Raw genomic sequence first — 16942 nt, forward strand, 5'->3', positions numbered from 1 at the left:
TCATGATCCTCATTCTCCAGAGTTAGAGAACTTGCAAGAAACGAATAATGGATGACAATGCAGTCGAAGAATTTTTCTCCCATGCCAATAATGCAAGACAACCGGACCCACCCTACACGGTTTCGCAATGGGCGGATAAGAATAGATACCTTAGCACGGTAGCAAGTGCTGAGCCTGGGCTTTGGAGAACAAAGCGTACCCCCTATTTGCGTGAAATCATGGATAATCTTTCCTCCTACGTGCCAATTGAAACAACCATTGTCATGAAAGGGGCGCAGATCGGCATGTCAGAAGCAGGATTAAATTTCTGCGGTTATGCCATTCATTATAGTCCGGGACCTGCTCTTTATGTGATGCCAACGGTTGAGACAGCGAAGAAATTGTCCAAAACCCGTCTTGATCCAATGATTATGGCAAGCCCCGCTTTAAGCGAACGCATTGCCCCAGCGCGGGCACGCGACAGCGGTAATACTATGTTTTCGAAAGAGTTTGATGGTGGGGCATTGATGCTTACAGGAGCAAACAGTGCAGCTGGTTTGCGTTCCATGCCTATTCGTTATCTGATTTTAGATGAGGTGGATGCCTATCCTCTCAGTGTGGATAACGAAGGTGATCCGGTGATGATTGCGGAAAAGCGGACCTCAACCTTTGTGCAGAGAAAGATTTTTAAATTGTCCACACCCACCCACCGTGACACAAGCCGTATTGCCAAGGATTTTGTACTAGGAGACCAGCGATATTACAACGTGCCTTGTGATGCATGTGGTACACTACAGCCGATTGTTTGGTCACAAATCAAATGGCCGAAGGGGGCTCCTGAAAAAGCTGTGTTTGTTTGTGCGCATTGTGGTCATGAGCATGCCGAGCACCGAAAAACAGATCTCATGTGTGAAGAAAGAGGCGCATGCTGGGTCCCAACCAGTGAGTCAAGCAGACCCAATTTGCGTTCTTATCATATTTCGGCACTCTATTCTCCTTGGCTTACATGGGGGGAATGTGCAAGAGAGTTTTTAAATGCCAAGGATGATCCAGCTCTTCTACAGCCTTTTGTCAATACAGTTCTTGGAGAGCCATGGGAGGACAGAACAGGCGAAGTTATTGATCCTGATAGCCTCTATGCAAAACGCGAAGATTATCCCCTTGCACCAGAACAATCCGTCGTGTTGACAGCTGGTATTGATGTGCAAAATGACCGCTTGGAACTTGAAGTGGTGGGATGGGGGCGTAGTGAAGAAAGTTGGCATATTGATTATCAAGTGATCCTTGGTGATCCCTCTTCTTTTGAAGTATGGGACCAATTGGATGAATATCTTGCAAAACGCTGGCCACATCCAAGCTATAAAGAGGGGATTAGGATAACAGCTGCTTGTATTGATACCGGTGGTAGACATACACAGGCGGTTTATAATTACGTGCGCCCCCGTGAGGAGCGGCGTATCTGGGGGCATTAAGGGGCAAGCGAGATGGCGTGCAGTATGGCAAAGAAAATCTTTGGGGGTGTGCAATGAATACCAGTATCGATTTTTTGTGCGATTTATGAATAGCATTGTTTCAGTTTTCCAATCATCACAGCATTGGAGATGAGGATTGCACTGCCATAATTGAGATTATGAGCATGGTGGAAAAAGCTTTAGTTTTTAAACTTCAAGATGAAGTGCCTAATATTACAAAGATTTTGGCAGCTCTTACAGATTTTGGCGATTCAGAGTTTCCTACAGTTATGTTGCCTTTATTGCGAGCTTACGAACCAGATCTAGAAAACCCCATTAAAAAGGTTGCTTAAGTACCTCCCTTCCCCATCTTTAAAGGTGGGGAGAAGATCAAGAGGCTTCTTTAGGTAAGAATTCAAAATGAACAGATTTAAAATCAGTTAAGTCATAATCAGTAAGGTTGCAGTATCAACAAAGTTTTCTGCTTCTTCATCCGTCTTGAAAACGGGTATTTGTTTAATTTAGAGGTTTTCATAAGAATTAATTTTCTTTTAGTACGTATAGATTTTTAAAAGATTCAAAGCTTAGAAGAAATGTATCTGTTTAAACTAACACCATTTTCAGCGGCTTGTATTGAAAGTTTTCTATGGAGTTCTGGTGGTATTCTTAATTGAAACTTGCCACTATATTTACCATGAGACAAAGGCAGAGGAACTTCTTCTCCATTATGTTGCATGTCCTCAACAACTTCTGAAACAAGGTCCATAATACCTTTTAAAGCTTTCTCTGCTTGAGCATCTAACCATGAAAGGGATGGGAATTCTGCACACAATCCAACATATTCCTCATCTTCTTGCGACCACAAAACACGATATGTATAATGATTATTGTTCATGTTTCATCCTTTCTATCGCTTGTAAGACTTGTCTGACTTGATAAGCTTTTGCTTTGTTACCAGAATCTTTTTGAATATTCATACGGGGGTCACCAAGCCACGGGGTTTTAAAAACAAAGCGGCTTTTACCATTGTTCCGCGGTTTTCCAAAAAAAATGTACACACACACAGCCAACAAATCTGAAAACTTGATGTTCTTTGGTGATGCTTTCATCAAGCTGATTATTTTTTCAACTTTATTGTTTATAACCAATAATAGTATCATTATTAATCCTAATCAATCATTTTTAGAAATAGCGTCAACTAACAAGAGCCTTTTGTAACTCGACACTGTTAAAAAAGCTCAATCAAGGTGAATATGAAGCTGTCCCTGCCGAGCTACAGAAATGGACCAAAGCAGGCGGAAAGCGTCTTGAAGGTTTAGCACACCGGCGTGCGGCAGAAACAGGCTTATGGGCAAAAGGGGCTTATGTTTCCTCCAATTATCAAACAGTAGAAACGCAAGCACCAACGGGGGTTTTCAAAGCCGAAGCCCTTGCACCGATTATTGGTTCTTTTTCTGGGCTTGGTGGTTTGTTAGCAGGAAATGGACCAATCCAATGGGCTTTGGCAACCATTATGGTTTTAGCCGCATGTGTTGGTATTTTCTTTGTTGCCAAACGTTTTCAGGAACACCGCCTATGATCTTATGGATGAAAAGAAATCTGCTGTTAATAGGCGCGGCTTTAGCTGCTTTTTTTATGATTTTAGCAAGAGCTTTTACTCTTGGGAAAAAAGCAGAGCAACAAAAGCAAACAGAAAAAGCTTTAAAAGCAGCCACAACACGTCTGGAGGTGGAAAGTGAAGTTAATCAAAAAAGTGATGCTGATGTGCGTACTGCTCTCTCTGACTGGTTGCGCGACAAATAAATACGCTTCTTCTTGTGTTGGTTGGTTGCCAATTTATTTAGAGAGGCAAGATCTGAACACCATCAGTTCAAACTTAGCAAGAGAGATCTTAAAGCACAATAATCTAGGTGAACGCTTGTGTGGGTGGAAACATGGTTAGAAAAAAATCCAAAAAACACACAGAGCTTACAGAATCAGAAAAAGAAATACTTCAAGAAATGATCATCACCTATCAAAGTGTGAAAATGATGTCTCGTTTGATGAAGTGGATAGCATTTTTTCTTTTTTTTGCTTATCCTTGATTTTGCACGCCTTATGGATGCGATAGACAATATCTTTGCACATTATAAAACAGTGGCTAACCAAAAACTGAAAGCTTTACCCCCTTCCCGCTTTTAAAGCGAGGAAAGAGAGATTATATCGTAATCTATCCGCTAATCGCTTAAATGTTTCTTAGACACCTGACGCGACAATAGACATAACAATTATCAAGCCTCTCCAGATATAAAAGACGCCCATTGTTCTGAGAGAACACGGCGCTATTCTAAAAAATCCGTCCGCATGTAAGCCTTTGTCACTGAATTCCCAACTGAATACGCAAGAACAGATTCTGCAATTTCAAATGGTGTTGACGTTGTCTCTGCTATACAGTCCCGCAGAATCGATCTGAAACCATGAAGTCTATAATTAAAACCTTTGTTTTTCATGAATTTAGAAAGTGCTACATCAGATATAGGCTTTCCAAAACTCTCAACAAATAAAAAACCATTTTGTTGCTTTTTCAATAACAGCAAGCGCTTCAGCTGTGAGCGGCACATGAAAATCAGAAACCTTTCCAACAATTCTCTTCATATTTTCTTTTGGGATAATCCATATTGATCCATAAATCTCTGAATATACCTGATTGGTATAAAAAAAACGTCAAAATAAGAAGTTTTAAAGCTAGATGTGATACAAGCTCATCATTTTAAGATTGAAAAAACTTAGGCATTTCTTTCCATGGCATAGCTGGAATATTTTGGGTATTTTGAATAAACTTTTCTAATAAAGCTTTTGCTTTTAATTGCATATCCACATCTATACCAAGTGCCACCGCATGTTTTATAGCTATATTCAAGCGGGATAGAGCTTTACTTGCTGTTTCGTTTTTTGTTTTCCAAATAGGAAAAATGCATCCTTTTATATCAATCTGCGTCAGTTCAATGATTGGCGTATCATCAAGTTTAGGAAAAACATGTAACTCAAGAGGTGTTAACCAGCTTGCTGCTTTTCCTTCATTTTTCAATTCGTTTTTTTGGTTTCAAAAGCACTAGAGGCAATTTCTCGTAAAGAAATCTCCCCTGCCCGACGCAAATTTTCTTTTTGTTTTCGGCGAATCGGGTCTATTCTTTGATCTAAAAGATCACGATAAGCTAAAGCTTTGAACAGTGCTTCTTTTAAAGATACATTGCGACAAGAGCCTAATCCCATTTCTCGTCGTCTTTTATTGAGGTCAAACCTAAAAACCCATCATCCTTGATCTGGTGTAGTTTTGATAAGCCATAAACCAGCTCTGTCAGCATATTTTCCTTTAGATAGATTTTTTACAGATAAGATAGACGGTCTATCACGTTCTTCCGAACCACCTTTTAAAAACCACCTTTTGAATTGCACTTGGAGCACTTTCATCTGGTACCAAGATTATATATAAAAGGCAATTTAATAAATAAAATAAAATAAAAACAATTAGTTATTAAACAGAAAAAAGATAAACTGTGCTATCAGGTGATATTGTAGAGAGTTCTAAGGGAAGAAAAAATTGTTGCACAAACGTGCACGCCGTCCGCACCACTCTATATGAATTTTCTTTATTTTCTCATTACTTAGATAGTAAAAACTCTCTTTAAGTTTACTGTTTGCAACTCTATAACGGTATTATAAAGTGATAACTGTAATAATATGAAAGACGAAGCAATCCTTCTTTGCCAACAAATGTTTCAACCACACCTCGTGAACTAAAAATTTTTTATTCTTAACAATTAAGAATCTGAGTAACTCTTCCTTACCTCCTCATTCTCACTCAAAGTCAAAGCCCCCCTTTTTTCACCATAAAATAGTGTTTACAATGCATAAAATTAAAAAATAAAGGCCCTATCAAAGAAATAGGACCTCTTAAATTTAAGCTCCTTTATCCTACAAAATTAGAATTTGTAAGCTATTCCTGCGCGAAAATCATTCGTCTTATACTTAACTTCAATCTCGTCTTTGAATTTCCTTTTACCAAAATCTGAGTAACGATATTCCGCACGCACAACAAGATGATCTGTCATTGCAAAATCAACACCACCACCGAGAGTATAACCAATCATCGTTTTTGTTACATCCGATGTCCTATTAAATGGCTCACCTCCCGTAATTACTGTCGACAAAATATCCTGAAACTGTCCATAAGCAACACCACCAGCAATATAAGGCATCACACGCCCCGTAGAAAACCCAACACGCACCCGTGTAGCACCTGTCCATTTTTGTTTTAACGTATGATTAAACGTTAAACTGCCTTTCTCTTCTTTATCCTCTGCAGAAGAGCGAGAAAAGCCTCTACCTTTTCTCCTGACAATTTTTGCCTTTTTTCGACTTTTTTCTTCTGTACCTAATTCCTCAGTATCAGTACCCGTTCCTTCAGTACCCGATCCTTCAGTGCCGGATCCTTCAGTTCCACCAGCACTTGATTCATCTGCATGAAATCTTGTTTTTGTATCCTTTTTTTCCGTTAAAAGCATATCCGTATCAATCCCCACAATAAAATTATTACCGAGATCAAAATTAACACCCGCATAAAAACCACCTATAAATCCAGAAAGCTCAGGCATATACTGCTTCTCGACAGGCACCCATGGTTTACTTTTACTCTCCTCATCGGGATAGAGAGGAATATCAACATCACGCGTTATTGCAGAAGTCTTACTTGAAAAGCCACCAACTTGCCCCCCGAAATAAAAACCTGCCCAAGAAAAAGGTGAAGAAGCAACAACTTCTGAGGCAACATGTAATGGCTCTTCGTGAGCCACCACATCTGCAGCCTGTACTATAGAAGGTGAAATCAAAGAAAAAACAGATGCTGTTATAAATTTTGTATTCATAAAATTATACCCCATTGCTAAATTTAAATATAATCAAAAATCACATTTAGAAAAACAAAGTTTTATAAAATCTTATGCCGCAAAATCGCATGTACTCCTTTATATTTACATTTCAATCTACTACTATAATAATATATCATTACATCAAAATTTAATATTATCAAATAAATTTTAAAATATTATAATAATGATTACTTAAAATAATAAAGATTTAATAAAAATACCTTTTATCTTTTCAAAAGGAGGAAATATAAAACATTTTGTATTAAAAATACCGCAAAAAAATCACAAAATAGTATATTTTATGCATTTTTTAATGAAAAAATTCTAAAAATGATGTAATTATTTTTAGAGAATCGACGTTCATTAACAATATTATAAATATCTCAATATTCGTACATCCAAAATGCATACTGTAGATTCTACATAGTATAAAAAAACACCCATTTTATACTAAAATCATACTTTTTTTTACCATTTTCTAAAGGATGAGATTATTAATTACACACAATATCATTATCCTTCTAAATCTTGTCCCCAAACAAAAATTCTCAATCATTTTATTTAAAAATTGCTCTTCCCCTACTGATTTCTATATTATCATCTGCCTTTATTGCAAAACGGTCTTTATTAGGAAAAGTTATAAAACATCCCTTCATACAAATTGTAATTGTTTGATGAGTATTTAAAGAAATTTTTGAAGGTATACTTCCTTCAACAACAATAAGAGATTGTATCTTTAAATCAGTATTCTTCACTGTTGCAGCAAAAGCTGTTATGGTAAAAATACTTAATAGAATAACTGTAATCAAAATATAAGTATATTTCAGCATTCTAAGATTCCTTCCTCAGCAAAACGCTTATATAGGCTAAATCGAAGAGCATTGGTTACATGAGAAGATGAGGTAATATTAGGCACATAAATAGCCAAATTAAAGGAAAAACTCTTACGATCAAATGCTGTAAAACTCACCTGTGGGATAGGATTTTTTAAAACGCCTTCTGTCGCAGAAGCAATCTCTAACAAAATTTCAGCAACATGCTCTGGAGCAACCTTAGATGATACAGTAACTGGTATATCAATTCGTCCTACTTTATTACGTCGTGTCCAATTACTAACGTTGTTATTAATAAGGCTTGAATTGGGAATAATAATCGTCTTACGCTGAATTGTCTCAAGTTCCGTTGCACGCACACTAATACGCTTAACAACACCCCCTACTGATCCAGATTCTATATAGTCCCCTATTTTAAATGGTCTTCCAACTAAAATAATAAGTCCAGAGACAAAGTTTTGGACAATATTCTGTAAACCAAAACCTATACCAAGTGAAAGTCCTCCAGCAATAAGAGCGAAATTTCTAAGATCCAAACCTGCCATTGATAATCCGGTCAAAGCAGATACAACAACGCCTCCATAACTTATCACTGTTTTGATAGAATTACGTATACCAGAATCGAACTCTCCATGAACCAACACCACATTATCTAACCAACCAATAAATCGGCGAATAAGAAACCAGCAAACACAAAAAGAAATAATTCCTGTTACAAGAGAAATCAAAGAAAGACTAATATTTCCAATCTGAAAACCGGTCACCGATTGCCACAAAACTGCTTTTAAATCAGAATAGGAAAATCCAAACTGTACAGCAATTGGCATTGCACAAAATATAACAACAAATAAATTGAGAAAAACGCTCACAAAAACTCCCAATTGATTCATCGTTTTTTCTTCTAAATGAAACCTCTGCATCAAAAGATGACCAACCGTTGTTTTCATAAATTGGTCTTTAGTTCCAAGTGCTTGAGCGCTTTGTATTCCTAAATACATGAGAACTAAAAATGCTCCATCAATCATAATTTGCTGCGTAATAAAACGCGCAAGTCCAACGTAACCTAAAAAATTCAATACAAAGAGCAGTAACCCCAAGCCAATAAGAGGAATGCGTATATAAAATGGCCAAAAGTATGGCTCTTTTTTTTCTTCTTGAACACGCCTACGTCTAAACCGCAAAGGTACAAATGATATTATAAATAGCAATATCGCTACAAGAAAAACAGCAATAAAACTTTTAGCAATTGTTAAAGATAGAGGCGCTGAAATGATTTGATAAATACTATCAAGAACAGCGTCAAATGCCAAAATACCCCCTAAAGAAGTGAGTAAAATCACTAATTGATAAGCAGACGATGGTGCAATACTGAGAAGACGCACATGGGGCCTATTCGATGATAGAAGAACAACAGCTAATCGATTGATTAAAAATAATAAAATAATTTGACAACCTATCATATAAAAAACTGTTGTAAGCTTACCTGGATCTAAGTTAAAACTACGAAACAAAAACAACACAAGATAAACGCAAAGAATACATACAAGTGAAGGTAAGAGAACTGAAATAAAGGCGATCAATAAGCGTTGTAAATAAGATATTTCCTCATTAGACTTCGTAAAGTGGCAATACACATGAACAAGAACTTTTTGAGAAAAATACGAAAGTCCCAAAGTAATAAAAAGTGGAATTAAAAAGCAAAGAAATAGTTGTAAAAACTTGAAGTAAAATATAAAATTCCACCAAGAATTTAACAACACAAGAAAATCTGATGAAGCCTCTTTTGTTTTTTGGACGAGATGTTTAACCATCGGAATCGAAAACTCAAGCCTATACGTAAGCGTGCGTTTAAAAAGCTCCCGAGATTGAGAAATAGAAAGTTCAGCTATTCTATTTGCCGCTAAGAAAATTGCTTCAAAACGAAGCATGATACTGTTAATTTTAGCTTTTTGCTCTATCAAATAGGAATATTCCTTCACAGAGCTTTTCAGTTTTTTCACGTCACGATGGAGCTCCATTAATTGATCAAGAAGTGTATTAATCTCATTAAGAGGAGGACGCAAAACAAATGCTGCCTCAATAGCACGTTCACTGATATCTTGTGCACGTAACCGTAATTCTTCTAAAGCACGCTCATCTTCTGGCTTTCTATCAAAATCTCTTTTTAAAGTTTCAGTATTTTCTTCAAGAGTCTTAATAATCAACTGTTGTTGCAGAATAATTTCATCAACTGAATAAGAAGCTATCGTTTGTTCGACAATTGTATTTTGTGCCCCCCTATTACCCCATGCACCAGAATTAAATACAAAGATAATCCCCAAAAGAAGGAAAAGTATGTGGATGTTTTTTCTACAAAATGAATACATATCTACCTTATGAGCACAAAAGGGATTTTATTTTTCTCTTTTAAATATGGTATAAAGTAGATATTTTCAACTTTTATAGAATAATCTTATAAAAGCTTTCCCTTATCCTATAATACTGGTAATAAGATAAAAGAATGATAAATAAGCTGAACTCAATAAGATTAAAGAAGGCACTCTAGCATGTTTTTTTTGCACCTTTATTGCAAAAAAGAAGATTTTCTTCCTTTGACAACCTGGATTTTTCTATCCAGTTTAGGTGTATTCTTGACGAGCAACCTAGAAACACGTGCTTATTTAATCAAACAATCACACACCAATAATGTCATTAAAACGAATAGACTTGATTTACATCATAAGTGTGACCATGTGAATGTTACCACAACTGAAAACAAAAAACTTGTAACACTCCATACAGAATCTATTTTTATCAGGACCTTTCAAAAAATCCTAACATTGGATTTCTTTTTAATAAAGATTCCAGCTGTTGACACACGATTTCGTAACGTTAAAACACAATATTTCTCAAATAAACGCGCTCCTCCCAATGAACACACTTAATTCTCTTCCTTGAATATAAAAACGATCATCTTATTTTACTTGTGCTTTTAACTTTGAATAACTGTTAGATTGCCTATTTACGGAATATATCATGCGTACACCTGGTTGGTTAACTACCCTTTATTGTTTTATTCTTTTAAGCAGCATTTATGTTGCCTTACCCAATTTATTTTCACACGAACAAGTTAAAAACTCGAAATTCTTACCCGACACCCGTGTAGCACTTGGTCTTGACCTTCAAGGAGGCTCTTCTCTCCTGCTCGAGGTTGATAGCAAAACGTTAAAACGCGATCAGTTACATATAGTTTTAAGCAATGTGCGCAATGTATTGCGTGAAAAACAAATCCGCACCTCAAGTGTGCGTATCGTTGAAGATAGCGTTATTGCCCTTATTTCTGACCCATCGCAAACTGAAAAAGCACTCTCTGCTTTGAAAACATTAATAACCCCCATACACAGTAGCTTTGGCACAACAGAACATAACATCACGATCAGTGCTCAAAATGAAACTCTCCGCGTCACATTAACAGAAGCTGGTATAAAAGACCGTATCAGCAATGCTATTGAACAAAGCTTAGAAATCATCCGTCGTCGTATAGATCAAGTTGGTGTTTCAGAACCAGCCATCCAAAAGGTCGGAAATGATCGTATTATGGTCCAATTGCCTGGACTACAAGATCCAAAACAACTGCGTGATCTTTTAGGAACAACCGCTAAGATGAGTTTTCATCTTGTTCCTTCTAATGTGGACCCCAATAATCCCCCTATAGGTGTTTCTATTCTCCCTGGATACACTGATGCAACACAACATTATGCAATTTATGATCAAATTGCTTTAGATGGAAATGTCCTGAAAGATGCCCGTGCAGGTTTTGACCCCCAAATACCAGGACGTTCCATTATTTCATTTACGCTAGATTCCGCTGGCGCAAAAATATTTGCCGATATAACACGACAAAATATTAACCGTCCTTTTGCCATTGTTCTGGATAATAAAGTTTTAACCGCTCCGACCATCAATAGTGTCATTCCCAATGGACAAGGTCAAATTACAGGAAACTTTGACCCCAAAGAAGCCTCAACTCTGGCTGCTCTGCTTCGTGCTGGTTCCCTCCCCGCACCACTCACGGTCATTGAAGAGAGAACCGTAGGTCCAAATCTTGGTGCTGATGCTATCCAAATGGGACTTTACACCGGCATAATTGGCTTTATTCTTGTTGCAATTTTTATTTTTCTTCTCTATCGTATTTGGGGATTAATTGCCAATATAGCACTAGCTCTGCACACAATTTTAACATTTGCTGCACTGAGTCTTTTGGGTGCTACGCTTACGCTGCCTGGTATTGCTGGTATTATTTTAGGCATCGGTATTGCCGTTGATGCTAATATCCTTATCAATGAACGTATCCGTGAAGAAAGTCGAAAAGGTGTGGGTGCTTTTGCAGCCCTAGATCGTGGATTTAAACACGCTTTTGCAACCATTGTTGATGCAAATGTTACAGCAATTATAGCGACCGTCTTACTATTTTGGTTTGGCACAGGCCCAGTTCGTGGTTTTGCCGTAACAATGTTGCTTGGTATTATCATCTCCATGTTTACAAATATCACCATTGTACGCATCATCATGATTTGGATCGTTCGTAAATGGAAAATTAAAAAATTGCATATTCACTCTGCTTTCAACATCATGCCACAAAACACAACTTTCCACTTTATGAAAGCACGTTTCATTGGTATTGGCGTCTCAATTGTTTTATCAATGGCTTCAGTTTTTCTCTTTTTTAAGCCTGGATTGAATTTTGGTATTGATTTCATTGGCGGAAGCCAAATGAGTATTACCACGAAAGGACCAGCAGATCTAGCAACTCTGCGTTCCAAGCTTTCTACTCTTAATATTGGTGAAGTTACCTTGCAAAATATTGATAACGAAAATACCGTATTAATTCGCATGCAGAAACAAAGCGGTGGCGAAGCACAACAAACCACCGCCATTGATAAGGTCAAAACAGCTGTACAAAATATCTATCCCGATACCACATTCGATCAAATAGAAGTTGTTGGTCCCAAAATTTCAGGTGAGCTTGCCACAGCTGCTTTTACTGCTGTTATTCTTGCGGCTATTGCCATGTCTCTTTATATATGGTTACGCTTCGAGTGGTTCTTTGCCATTGGAGCAATTATCACTCTCATTCTAGACACCACAAAAATGATTGGCTTTTTTGCTTTGTTTCAATTTGATTTTAATTTAACGGCTATCGCCGCACTCTTAACAATTGTTGGATATTCTATAAATGATAAAGTTGTCGTCTATGATAGGATGCGCGAAAATATGCGTCTTTATAAAAAAATGCCGTTGCGCGAGCTGATTGATCTGTCAATTAATCAGGTTCTTGTACGTTGTTTTTTTACATCAGCCACAACAATTCTTGCGATGCTCCCCATGGCGATATGGGGTGGAAGTGCTGTTCATAATTTTGCATTACCCATGGTCTTTGGGATTATTATTGCAACATCATCCTCTATCTTTATTGCTGCTCCTATTTTACTCCTGCTAGGAAATTGGTGGCGTGAACGAAATAATCGTGCAAATATCAAAGTGAAATAAAAATGCCCTTTAATGCGTATGGTACATCTCGCCTCTCTTCTCATAGAAATATAGTCGTTTTCATTCATTCGCTTTTTGATCAAGAATAGTAAATAATCCATGCTCCACGACACACCACTTATCACAACTATTGTTGCAGGCTTATGTTTAGCATTTCTCTTTGGAATGATTGCTAGCCGTTTACGTATTTCACCCCTTGTAGGCTATTTGTTAGCTGGTGTTATTGTGGGACCCAATACAGGCGGATTTAAAATAGATTCTGTCATCATTAATCAACTTGCTGAAATTGGTATTATTTTGCTGATGTTTGGTGTTGGGCTCCACTTTTCCTTAAAAGACCTTTTATCTGTCAAAGCTATTGCTGTCCCCGCTGCTATTGCACAAATGGCATTTTCTACTTTTCTAGGTTTGTGCCTTGGTCTGATTATGGGATGGGGCTTTAGTGGAAGTTTGATCTTCGGTCTTGCTTTATCCATAGCAAGTACCGTTATCCTGCTACGTGCTTTGCAAGAGCGTCATCTTATTGAAACAGAAAAAGGACGCATTGCCGTTGGATGGTTGATTATTGAGGATTTAGCAATGGTCCTTATACTTGTCCTCATCCCTTCCTTGGCAAGTGCCCTCAGCAATACCAAAAAAGAAGCGTTGGATCCTCTTGTTCAATGGTTGGATTTAAGTATTTGGGGTATTTTTGGTCTCACTATCCTAAAAGTAATTGTATTTATTGCACTTATGCTCGTCATTGGGCGACGCGTTATCCCATGGCTTTTAAAAATGAGCGCACAATCGGGATCACGTGAATTATTTCGTCTTAGCGTCTTTGCTATTGCATTAGGAGTAGCTTTCGGAGCCGCTCATTTATTTGGAGTTTCTCTTTCTCTTGGTGCTTTTTTTGCTGGTATGGTCATGAGCGAATCAGAATTAAGCCACCGTGCCGCGGAAGAATCTTTACCACTGCGCGATGCTTTTTCTGTTCTCTTTTTTGTTTCTGTAGGCATGTTATTTGACCCCGAGAAACTCTTAACTCATTTTTTCCCTCTCTTAGCAACCTTATTCATTATCGTAATCGGAAAATCTGCTGTTGCCTTTTTCATCGTTAAAGCTTTTCGCTATTCTAATGCAACAGCTTTGACTATTTCTGCAAGCCTTGCCCAAATCGGAGAATTTTCCTTTATCCTTGCTGGTTTAAGTTTAAGCTTAGGACTTTTAAACAATGACGCTCATGATTTAATTCTTGGAGGAGCAATTTTTTCTATTTTGCTCAATCCTCTTGTTTTCCTTGCCTGTAATAAAATTAAAAAACGTCTAGAAAAAAATTCTGCATCTTCACAAAATACCCAAACAATTATTGATATTGATCCACAAGATCCTGACCAAGATTTTTTACCGATGACCTTAAAAAACAACCATATCGTAATTATTGGCTATGGTCGTATCGGTAAGTGTGTTGCATTATCTTTAATAAATAGAGATGAACCTATAGTGATCGTAGAAGAATCAAAACGCCTCTCTGATAAAGCGATTGCAGATGGCTTTGAGGCTATTTGCGGCAATATCATTCAACAAGAAATAATGAACGCAGCAAATATAAATAATGCACATAAAGTTGTTATTACAATGCGAAGTACCATTGAAGTAGGAGAATGTATCGTGAATATCCGTGATATGAAGAAAGATATCCAGATAATCACACATGCATTATCCGACACAGAAACAACATATCTCATTGATTTAGGTGCTGATGTTGTAGTAACAGATGATGAAGAAATTGCCAATGGCATTATAGAGTATATAACAGAACGAAGATCTGTAAGGAATATGCTCAATCATGAAAATTTACAGAAAACATAAAATGGATACAGAATCGTGAAAATAAAGCAATTTATATGGCCATTGATTGGTATCTTAGCAATGCTGGTATCTATTCGAATTCTTTACATGAAGCTCTCTGCCATTTCATTTGGGGATGTATTGGAGCGCTTGAGCAATTTAAATGCACAGCACTGGTTATTAGCCTGTTTATGTTCTCTCCTAGCTTATGCTGCTCTTGCTGGATATGATCGAATTGCCTTGCAACATCTAGGCCATAAAATTTCTTGGATTTTTATCGCTATATGTTCATTTACAACCTACGCTCTTTCACACAATATCGGTGCTTCAGTTTTTTCTGGTGCCGTTGTACGCTATCGCGCCTATAAAATGAAAGGATTAAACGGAACAGAAATCGCAATATTAGTAGGTTTTTGCTCTTTTACTTTTGTAATCGGCACAATCTTACTTTTGGGAATCGTTTTGGTGCTGCAACCCGAAATTATCACCCTCATTCATAAAGAACTTCCTGAATGGCTCGGAACAACGGCTGGAGCAATTTTACTCAGCTGTATAGCACTTTATACGTTTGGCAGCTGGCTTCAGTTAAAACCCTTACGCTTAGGTAAAAAAATTCAACTCTCCTATCCACGGCTGAAAATTGTTATTCAACAGCTTCTCATTAGCCCTCTAGAGCTTTTAGGAGCAGCAGGAATTATATATGCTGTTCTCCCACATAACGCAGATATTCATTTTATATCTGTTCTTGGTGTTTTCCTAGCGTCTTTTACGATAACTCTTCTCTCTAATGCTCCAGCAGGAGGAGTAGGAGTTCTTGAAGCTCTCTTCATAACAGGCATGCCCAATATAAATCCAACCGATGTTATTGCAGCGCTTATTGTCTTTAGAATGTTTTATTTGATTATACCGCTCATCCTTTCATTATTTGTGGTCGTCATTTTTGAGGCGCGACAATATTGGAAAAGAGTCCCCAAAACACCACCGGAATAAATAAAAGGCTATCAATGACTTCTTTTTTGTGTACCTATAAAAGAACAAAACACCATCGTGTTGCCAATTTACATATCTTTTTTAAGAAACCTCTCTCAACGCTCTTCTCCATTACACAGCAGTACCCATAAATGGTATAATAGTAAAGCTATTGTTGCACCATCAACTTTATACTTAATAAAAGATCAAGCCTGCGCCATTATACTATTTTTCCAATGTTATGATAACTTTTAGCACTTAAGAACATTAATAAGAATTATTTTCATGCCTTTCTTCAATAGTCTTTATCCACACGTTAATCCCATTTATGATGCACAAATGAATGATTTTAATTAATTTATTATAAGAAGGATTGAAACAAAAGAAGTTTATGATAGTAAAGTTTTTTCAAACAAAGAATAATCAATTCTTTATAAATCAATATATTATAATGAATCTAAGTAGCTTTCTTAATATTTATATTTTTAGAGGTTTAGCTAACGGAAAGACAGCATAGCGTAACCACATAGCTTAATATTTTAAAACTTTAAGCCTCATTAAAGTTTATTGTCTTTCGTTTAACAGGTATTAACTTTAAACAATTAAATTGATATAATTTTATTCCTTGTATGTCCAGCTAACTACTTCATTTTATCTTGATTTACCCTCTTGGAATACTGATGATTATTACAGAAGTTTTTTGTTTAAGCGGGAGAGTTATCAAAAAATATCCACGCTGCTGACACAACTAAAGTGTAAAGTTTCTTCTGTCTTTAAACAATATGCTAAAAATCCAAAAAAAATTTAATCAATTTATATTAAAAGAAGTGAAAACTGTTGATTTTTATACCCCTTTTTAAATAACACAATTGTCGGTAAGAAGCTTCTCCTTACCAATTGCAACTTAAAAAAAGAAACAATACGCATTAAAAGATCTTTAAATGTCCTTTGGAAGTTCTTTGAGTCCCCTAAAAAGTACAAAAACCGATGACTAAGCCATATCAACAATCTTCACTTTTAAACAAACAGATATGGGGAAATCCTACTGCCCAATTTTATTTAGAAAATCGTACCTTAAAAAAATTACGCAATCAATAAGTTATTTACGGTATAAAACCAAATGGTGGGTGATGAGGGGATCGAACCCACGACCCGCTGATTAAGAGTCAGCTGCTCTACCGACTGAGCTAATCACCCATAAGTTTCTCAAAAAATGAGAATGAGCGTTTCTATAACGCTCCTAAGAGTGGATGTCTAGATATTTTGTTGTTTGTTATATGAACTCATTGTCTGTAAGGTTAAAAATATGATATTCACCACTTGATCTTATATAAAAATAAACTCATTATAAGAAGCTTTATAAATAAATGTTCTGATTGTTATACAGAACCTATAGTTAGAGGATTATCGAGCATAATGCCCGAGCGAAAATTAGAAGAACCTT

At 36.7% G+C, this 16942-nt stretch carries 14 protein-coding genes, 1 tRNA gene and 3 pseudogenes; 10 read left to right on the forward strand and 8 right to left on the reverse strand.

From position 1 onward, the window contains the following. Positions 1-47 precede the first annotated feature (47 nt). Together ACFINM_RS06125 and ACFINM_RS06130 are read left to right on the forward strand one after the other, a co-directional pair. Positions 48-1488, forward strand: a pseudogene (locus ACFINM_RS06125) (phage terminase large subunit family protein); the annotation flags it as partial. A gap of 52 nt (positions 1489-1540) precedes the next feature. Beyond that, positions 1541-1783: a hypothetical protein gene (locus tag ACFINM_RS06130; RefSeq protein ID WP_375640935.1), complete on the forward strand. Its 243-nt coding sequence runs from the start codon at positions 1541-1543 to the stop codon at positions 1781-1783. Positions 1784-2007: 224 nt separating this feature from the next. On the opposite strand, the gene ACFINM_RS06135 is transcribed toward ACFINM_RS06130, so the two are convergent. Together ACFINM_RS06135 and ACFINM_RS06140 are read right to left on the reverse strand one after the other, a co-directional pair. After that, positions 2008-2325 (reverse strand): type II toxin-antitoxin system HicB family antitoxin, encoded by a 318-nt coding sequence (locus ACFINM_RS06135; protein WP_375633830.1) that lies wholly within the window; start codon positions 2323-2325, stop codon positions 2008-2010. Next, positions 2315-2590, reverse strand: a complete 276-nt coding sequence (locus ACFINM_RS06140) for a toxin HicA (RefSeq protein ID WP_375640910.1) — start codon at positions 2588-2590, stop codon at positions 2315-2317. Before ACFINM_RS06140 ends, ACFINM_RS06135 begins: the two co-directional genes overlap by 11 nt. Before the next feature lie 41 nt (positions 2591-2631). Between ACFINM_RS06140 and ACFINM_RS06145 the strand changes: the two are divergent. The 4 genes and pseudogenes from ACFINM_RS06145 to ACFINM_RS06160 form a co-directional block, all read left to right on the forward strand. Beyond that, positions 2632-3009, forward strand: a pseudogene (locus ACFINM_RS06145) (lysozyme); the annotation flags it as partial. Beyond that, positions 3006-3233: a hypothetical protein gene (locus ACFINM_RS06150; RefSeq protein ID WP_375627820.1), complete on the forward strand. Its 228-nt coding sequence runs from the start codon at positions 3006-3008 to the stop codon at positions 3231-3233. The pseudogene ACFINM_RS06145 and the gene ACFINM_RS06150, both read left to right, overlap by 4 nt. Beyond that, a complete protein-coding gene (locus ACFINM_RS06155; protein ID WP_375640911.1) occupies positions 3166-3372 on the forward strand; it encodes a hypothetical protein in 207 nt (68 codons plus the stop codon). The genes ACFINM_RS06150 and ACFINM_RS06155 overlap by 68 nt, the downstream gene beginning before the upstream one ends. Then, positions 3365-3585, forward strand: a pseudogene (locus tag ACFINM_RS06160) (hypothetical protein). Before ACFINM_RS06155 ends, ACFINM_RS06160 begins: the two are co-directional and overlap by 8 nt. Positions 3586-4179: 594 nt before the next feature. Here ACFINM_RS06160 and ACFINM_RS06165 read toward each other — a convergent pair. The 5 genes from ACFINM_RS06165 to ACFINM_RS06185 all read right to left on the reverse strand — a co-directional run bounded on the left by ACFINM_RS06165 (position 4180) and on the right by ACFINM_RS06185 (position 9536). Further along, the gene (locus ACFINM_RS06165; protein WP_375640912.1) at positions 4180-4497 is read right to left on the reverse strand and encodes a phage integrase central domain-containing protein; all 318 of its coding nucleotides are present in this window, start codon (positions 4495-4497) and stop codon (positions 4180-4182) included. Continuing rightward, positions 4494-4682, reverse strand: a complete 189-nt coding sequence (locus ACFINM_RS06170) for a hypothetical protein (RefSeq protein WP_375640913.1) — start codon at positions 4680-4682, stop codon at positions 4494-4496. The genes ACFINM_RS06165 and ACFINM_RS06170 overlap by 4 nt, the downstream gene beginning before the upstream one ends. Before the next feature lie 710 nt (positions 4683-5392). Next, positions 5393-6334, reverse strand: coding sequence for an outer membrane protein (locus tag ACFINM_RS06175; RefSeq protein ID WP_375640914.1), 942 nt, complete (start codon positions 6332-6334; stop codon positions 5393-5395). 560 nt (positions 6335-6894) lie between these two features. After that, the gene (locus tag ACFINM_RS06180; protein ID WP_375612155.1) at positions 6895-7167 is read right to left on the reverse strand and encodes a hypothetical protein; all 273 of its coding nucleotides are present in this window, start codon (positions 7165-7167) and stop codon (positions 6895-6897) included. Then, positions 7161-9536, reverse strand: coding sequence for a mechanosensitive ion channel domain-containing protein (locus ACFINM_RS06185; RefSeq protein ID WP_375640915.1), 2376 nt, complete (start codon positions 9534-9536; stop codon positions 7161-7163). The genes ACFINM_RS06180 and ACFINM_RS06185 overlap by 7 nt, the downstream gene beginning before the upstream one ends. Positions 9537-9716: 180 nt before the next feature. On the opposite strand from ACFINM_RS06185, the gene ACFINM_RS06190 reads away from it, so the two are divergent. The 4 genes from ACFINM_RS06190 to ACFINM_RS06205 all read left to right on the forward strand — a co-directional run bounded on the left by ACFINM_RS06190 (position 9717) and on the right by ACFINM_RS06205 (position 15519). Then, positions 9717-10094 carry a hypothetical protein gene (locus ACFINM_RS06190; RefSeq protein WP_375640916.1) on the forward strand — a complete coding sequence of 126 codons (378 nt, stop codon included), beginning with the start codon at positions 9717-9719 and terminating at the stop codon, positions 10092-10094. Positions 10095-10185: 91 nt separating this feature from the next. Continuing rightward, on the forward strand, positions 10186-12699 hold the full coding sequence (gene secD, locus ACFINM_RS06195; RefSeq protein WP_375640917.1) for a protein translocase subunit SecD: 2514 nt from the start codon (positions 10186-10188) through the stop codon (positions 12697-12699). A 99-nt stretch (positions 12700-12798) separates the two neighbouring features. Then, complete coding sequence (ybaL, locus tag ACFINM_RS06200) at positions 12799-14550, forward strand: YbaL family putative K(+) efflux transporter (RefSeq protein ID WP_375640918.1); 1752 nt, start codon at positions 12799-12801, stop codon at positions 14548-14550. Positions 14551-14565: 15 nt separating this feature from the next. Continuing rightward, the gene (locus ACFINM_RS06205) at positions 14566-15519 is read left to right on the forward strand and encodes a YbhN family protein (protein WP_375630027.1); all 954 of its coding nucleotides are present in this window, start codon (positions 14566-14568) and stop codon (positions 15517-15519) included. 1100 nt (positions 15520-16619) lie between these two features. On the opposite strand, the gene ACFINM_RS06210 is transcribed toward ACFINM_RS06205, so the two are convergent. Beyond that, positions 16620-16695 (reverse strand) — tRNA-Lys (locus ACFINM_RS06210). Positions 16696-16942 lie beyond the last annotated feature (247 nt).

It is taken from the genome of Bartonella sp. AA168HLJHH (assembly GCF_042197365.1).
Lineage (GTDB): Bacteria > Pseudomonadota > Alphaproteobacteria > Rhizobiales > Rhizobiaceae > Bartonella.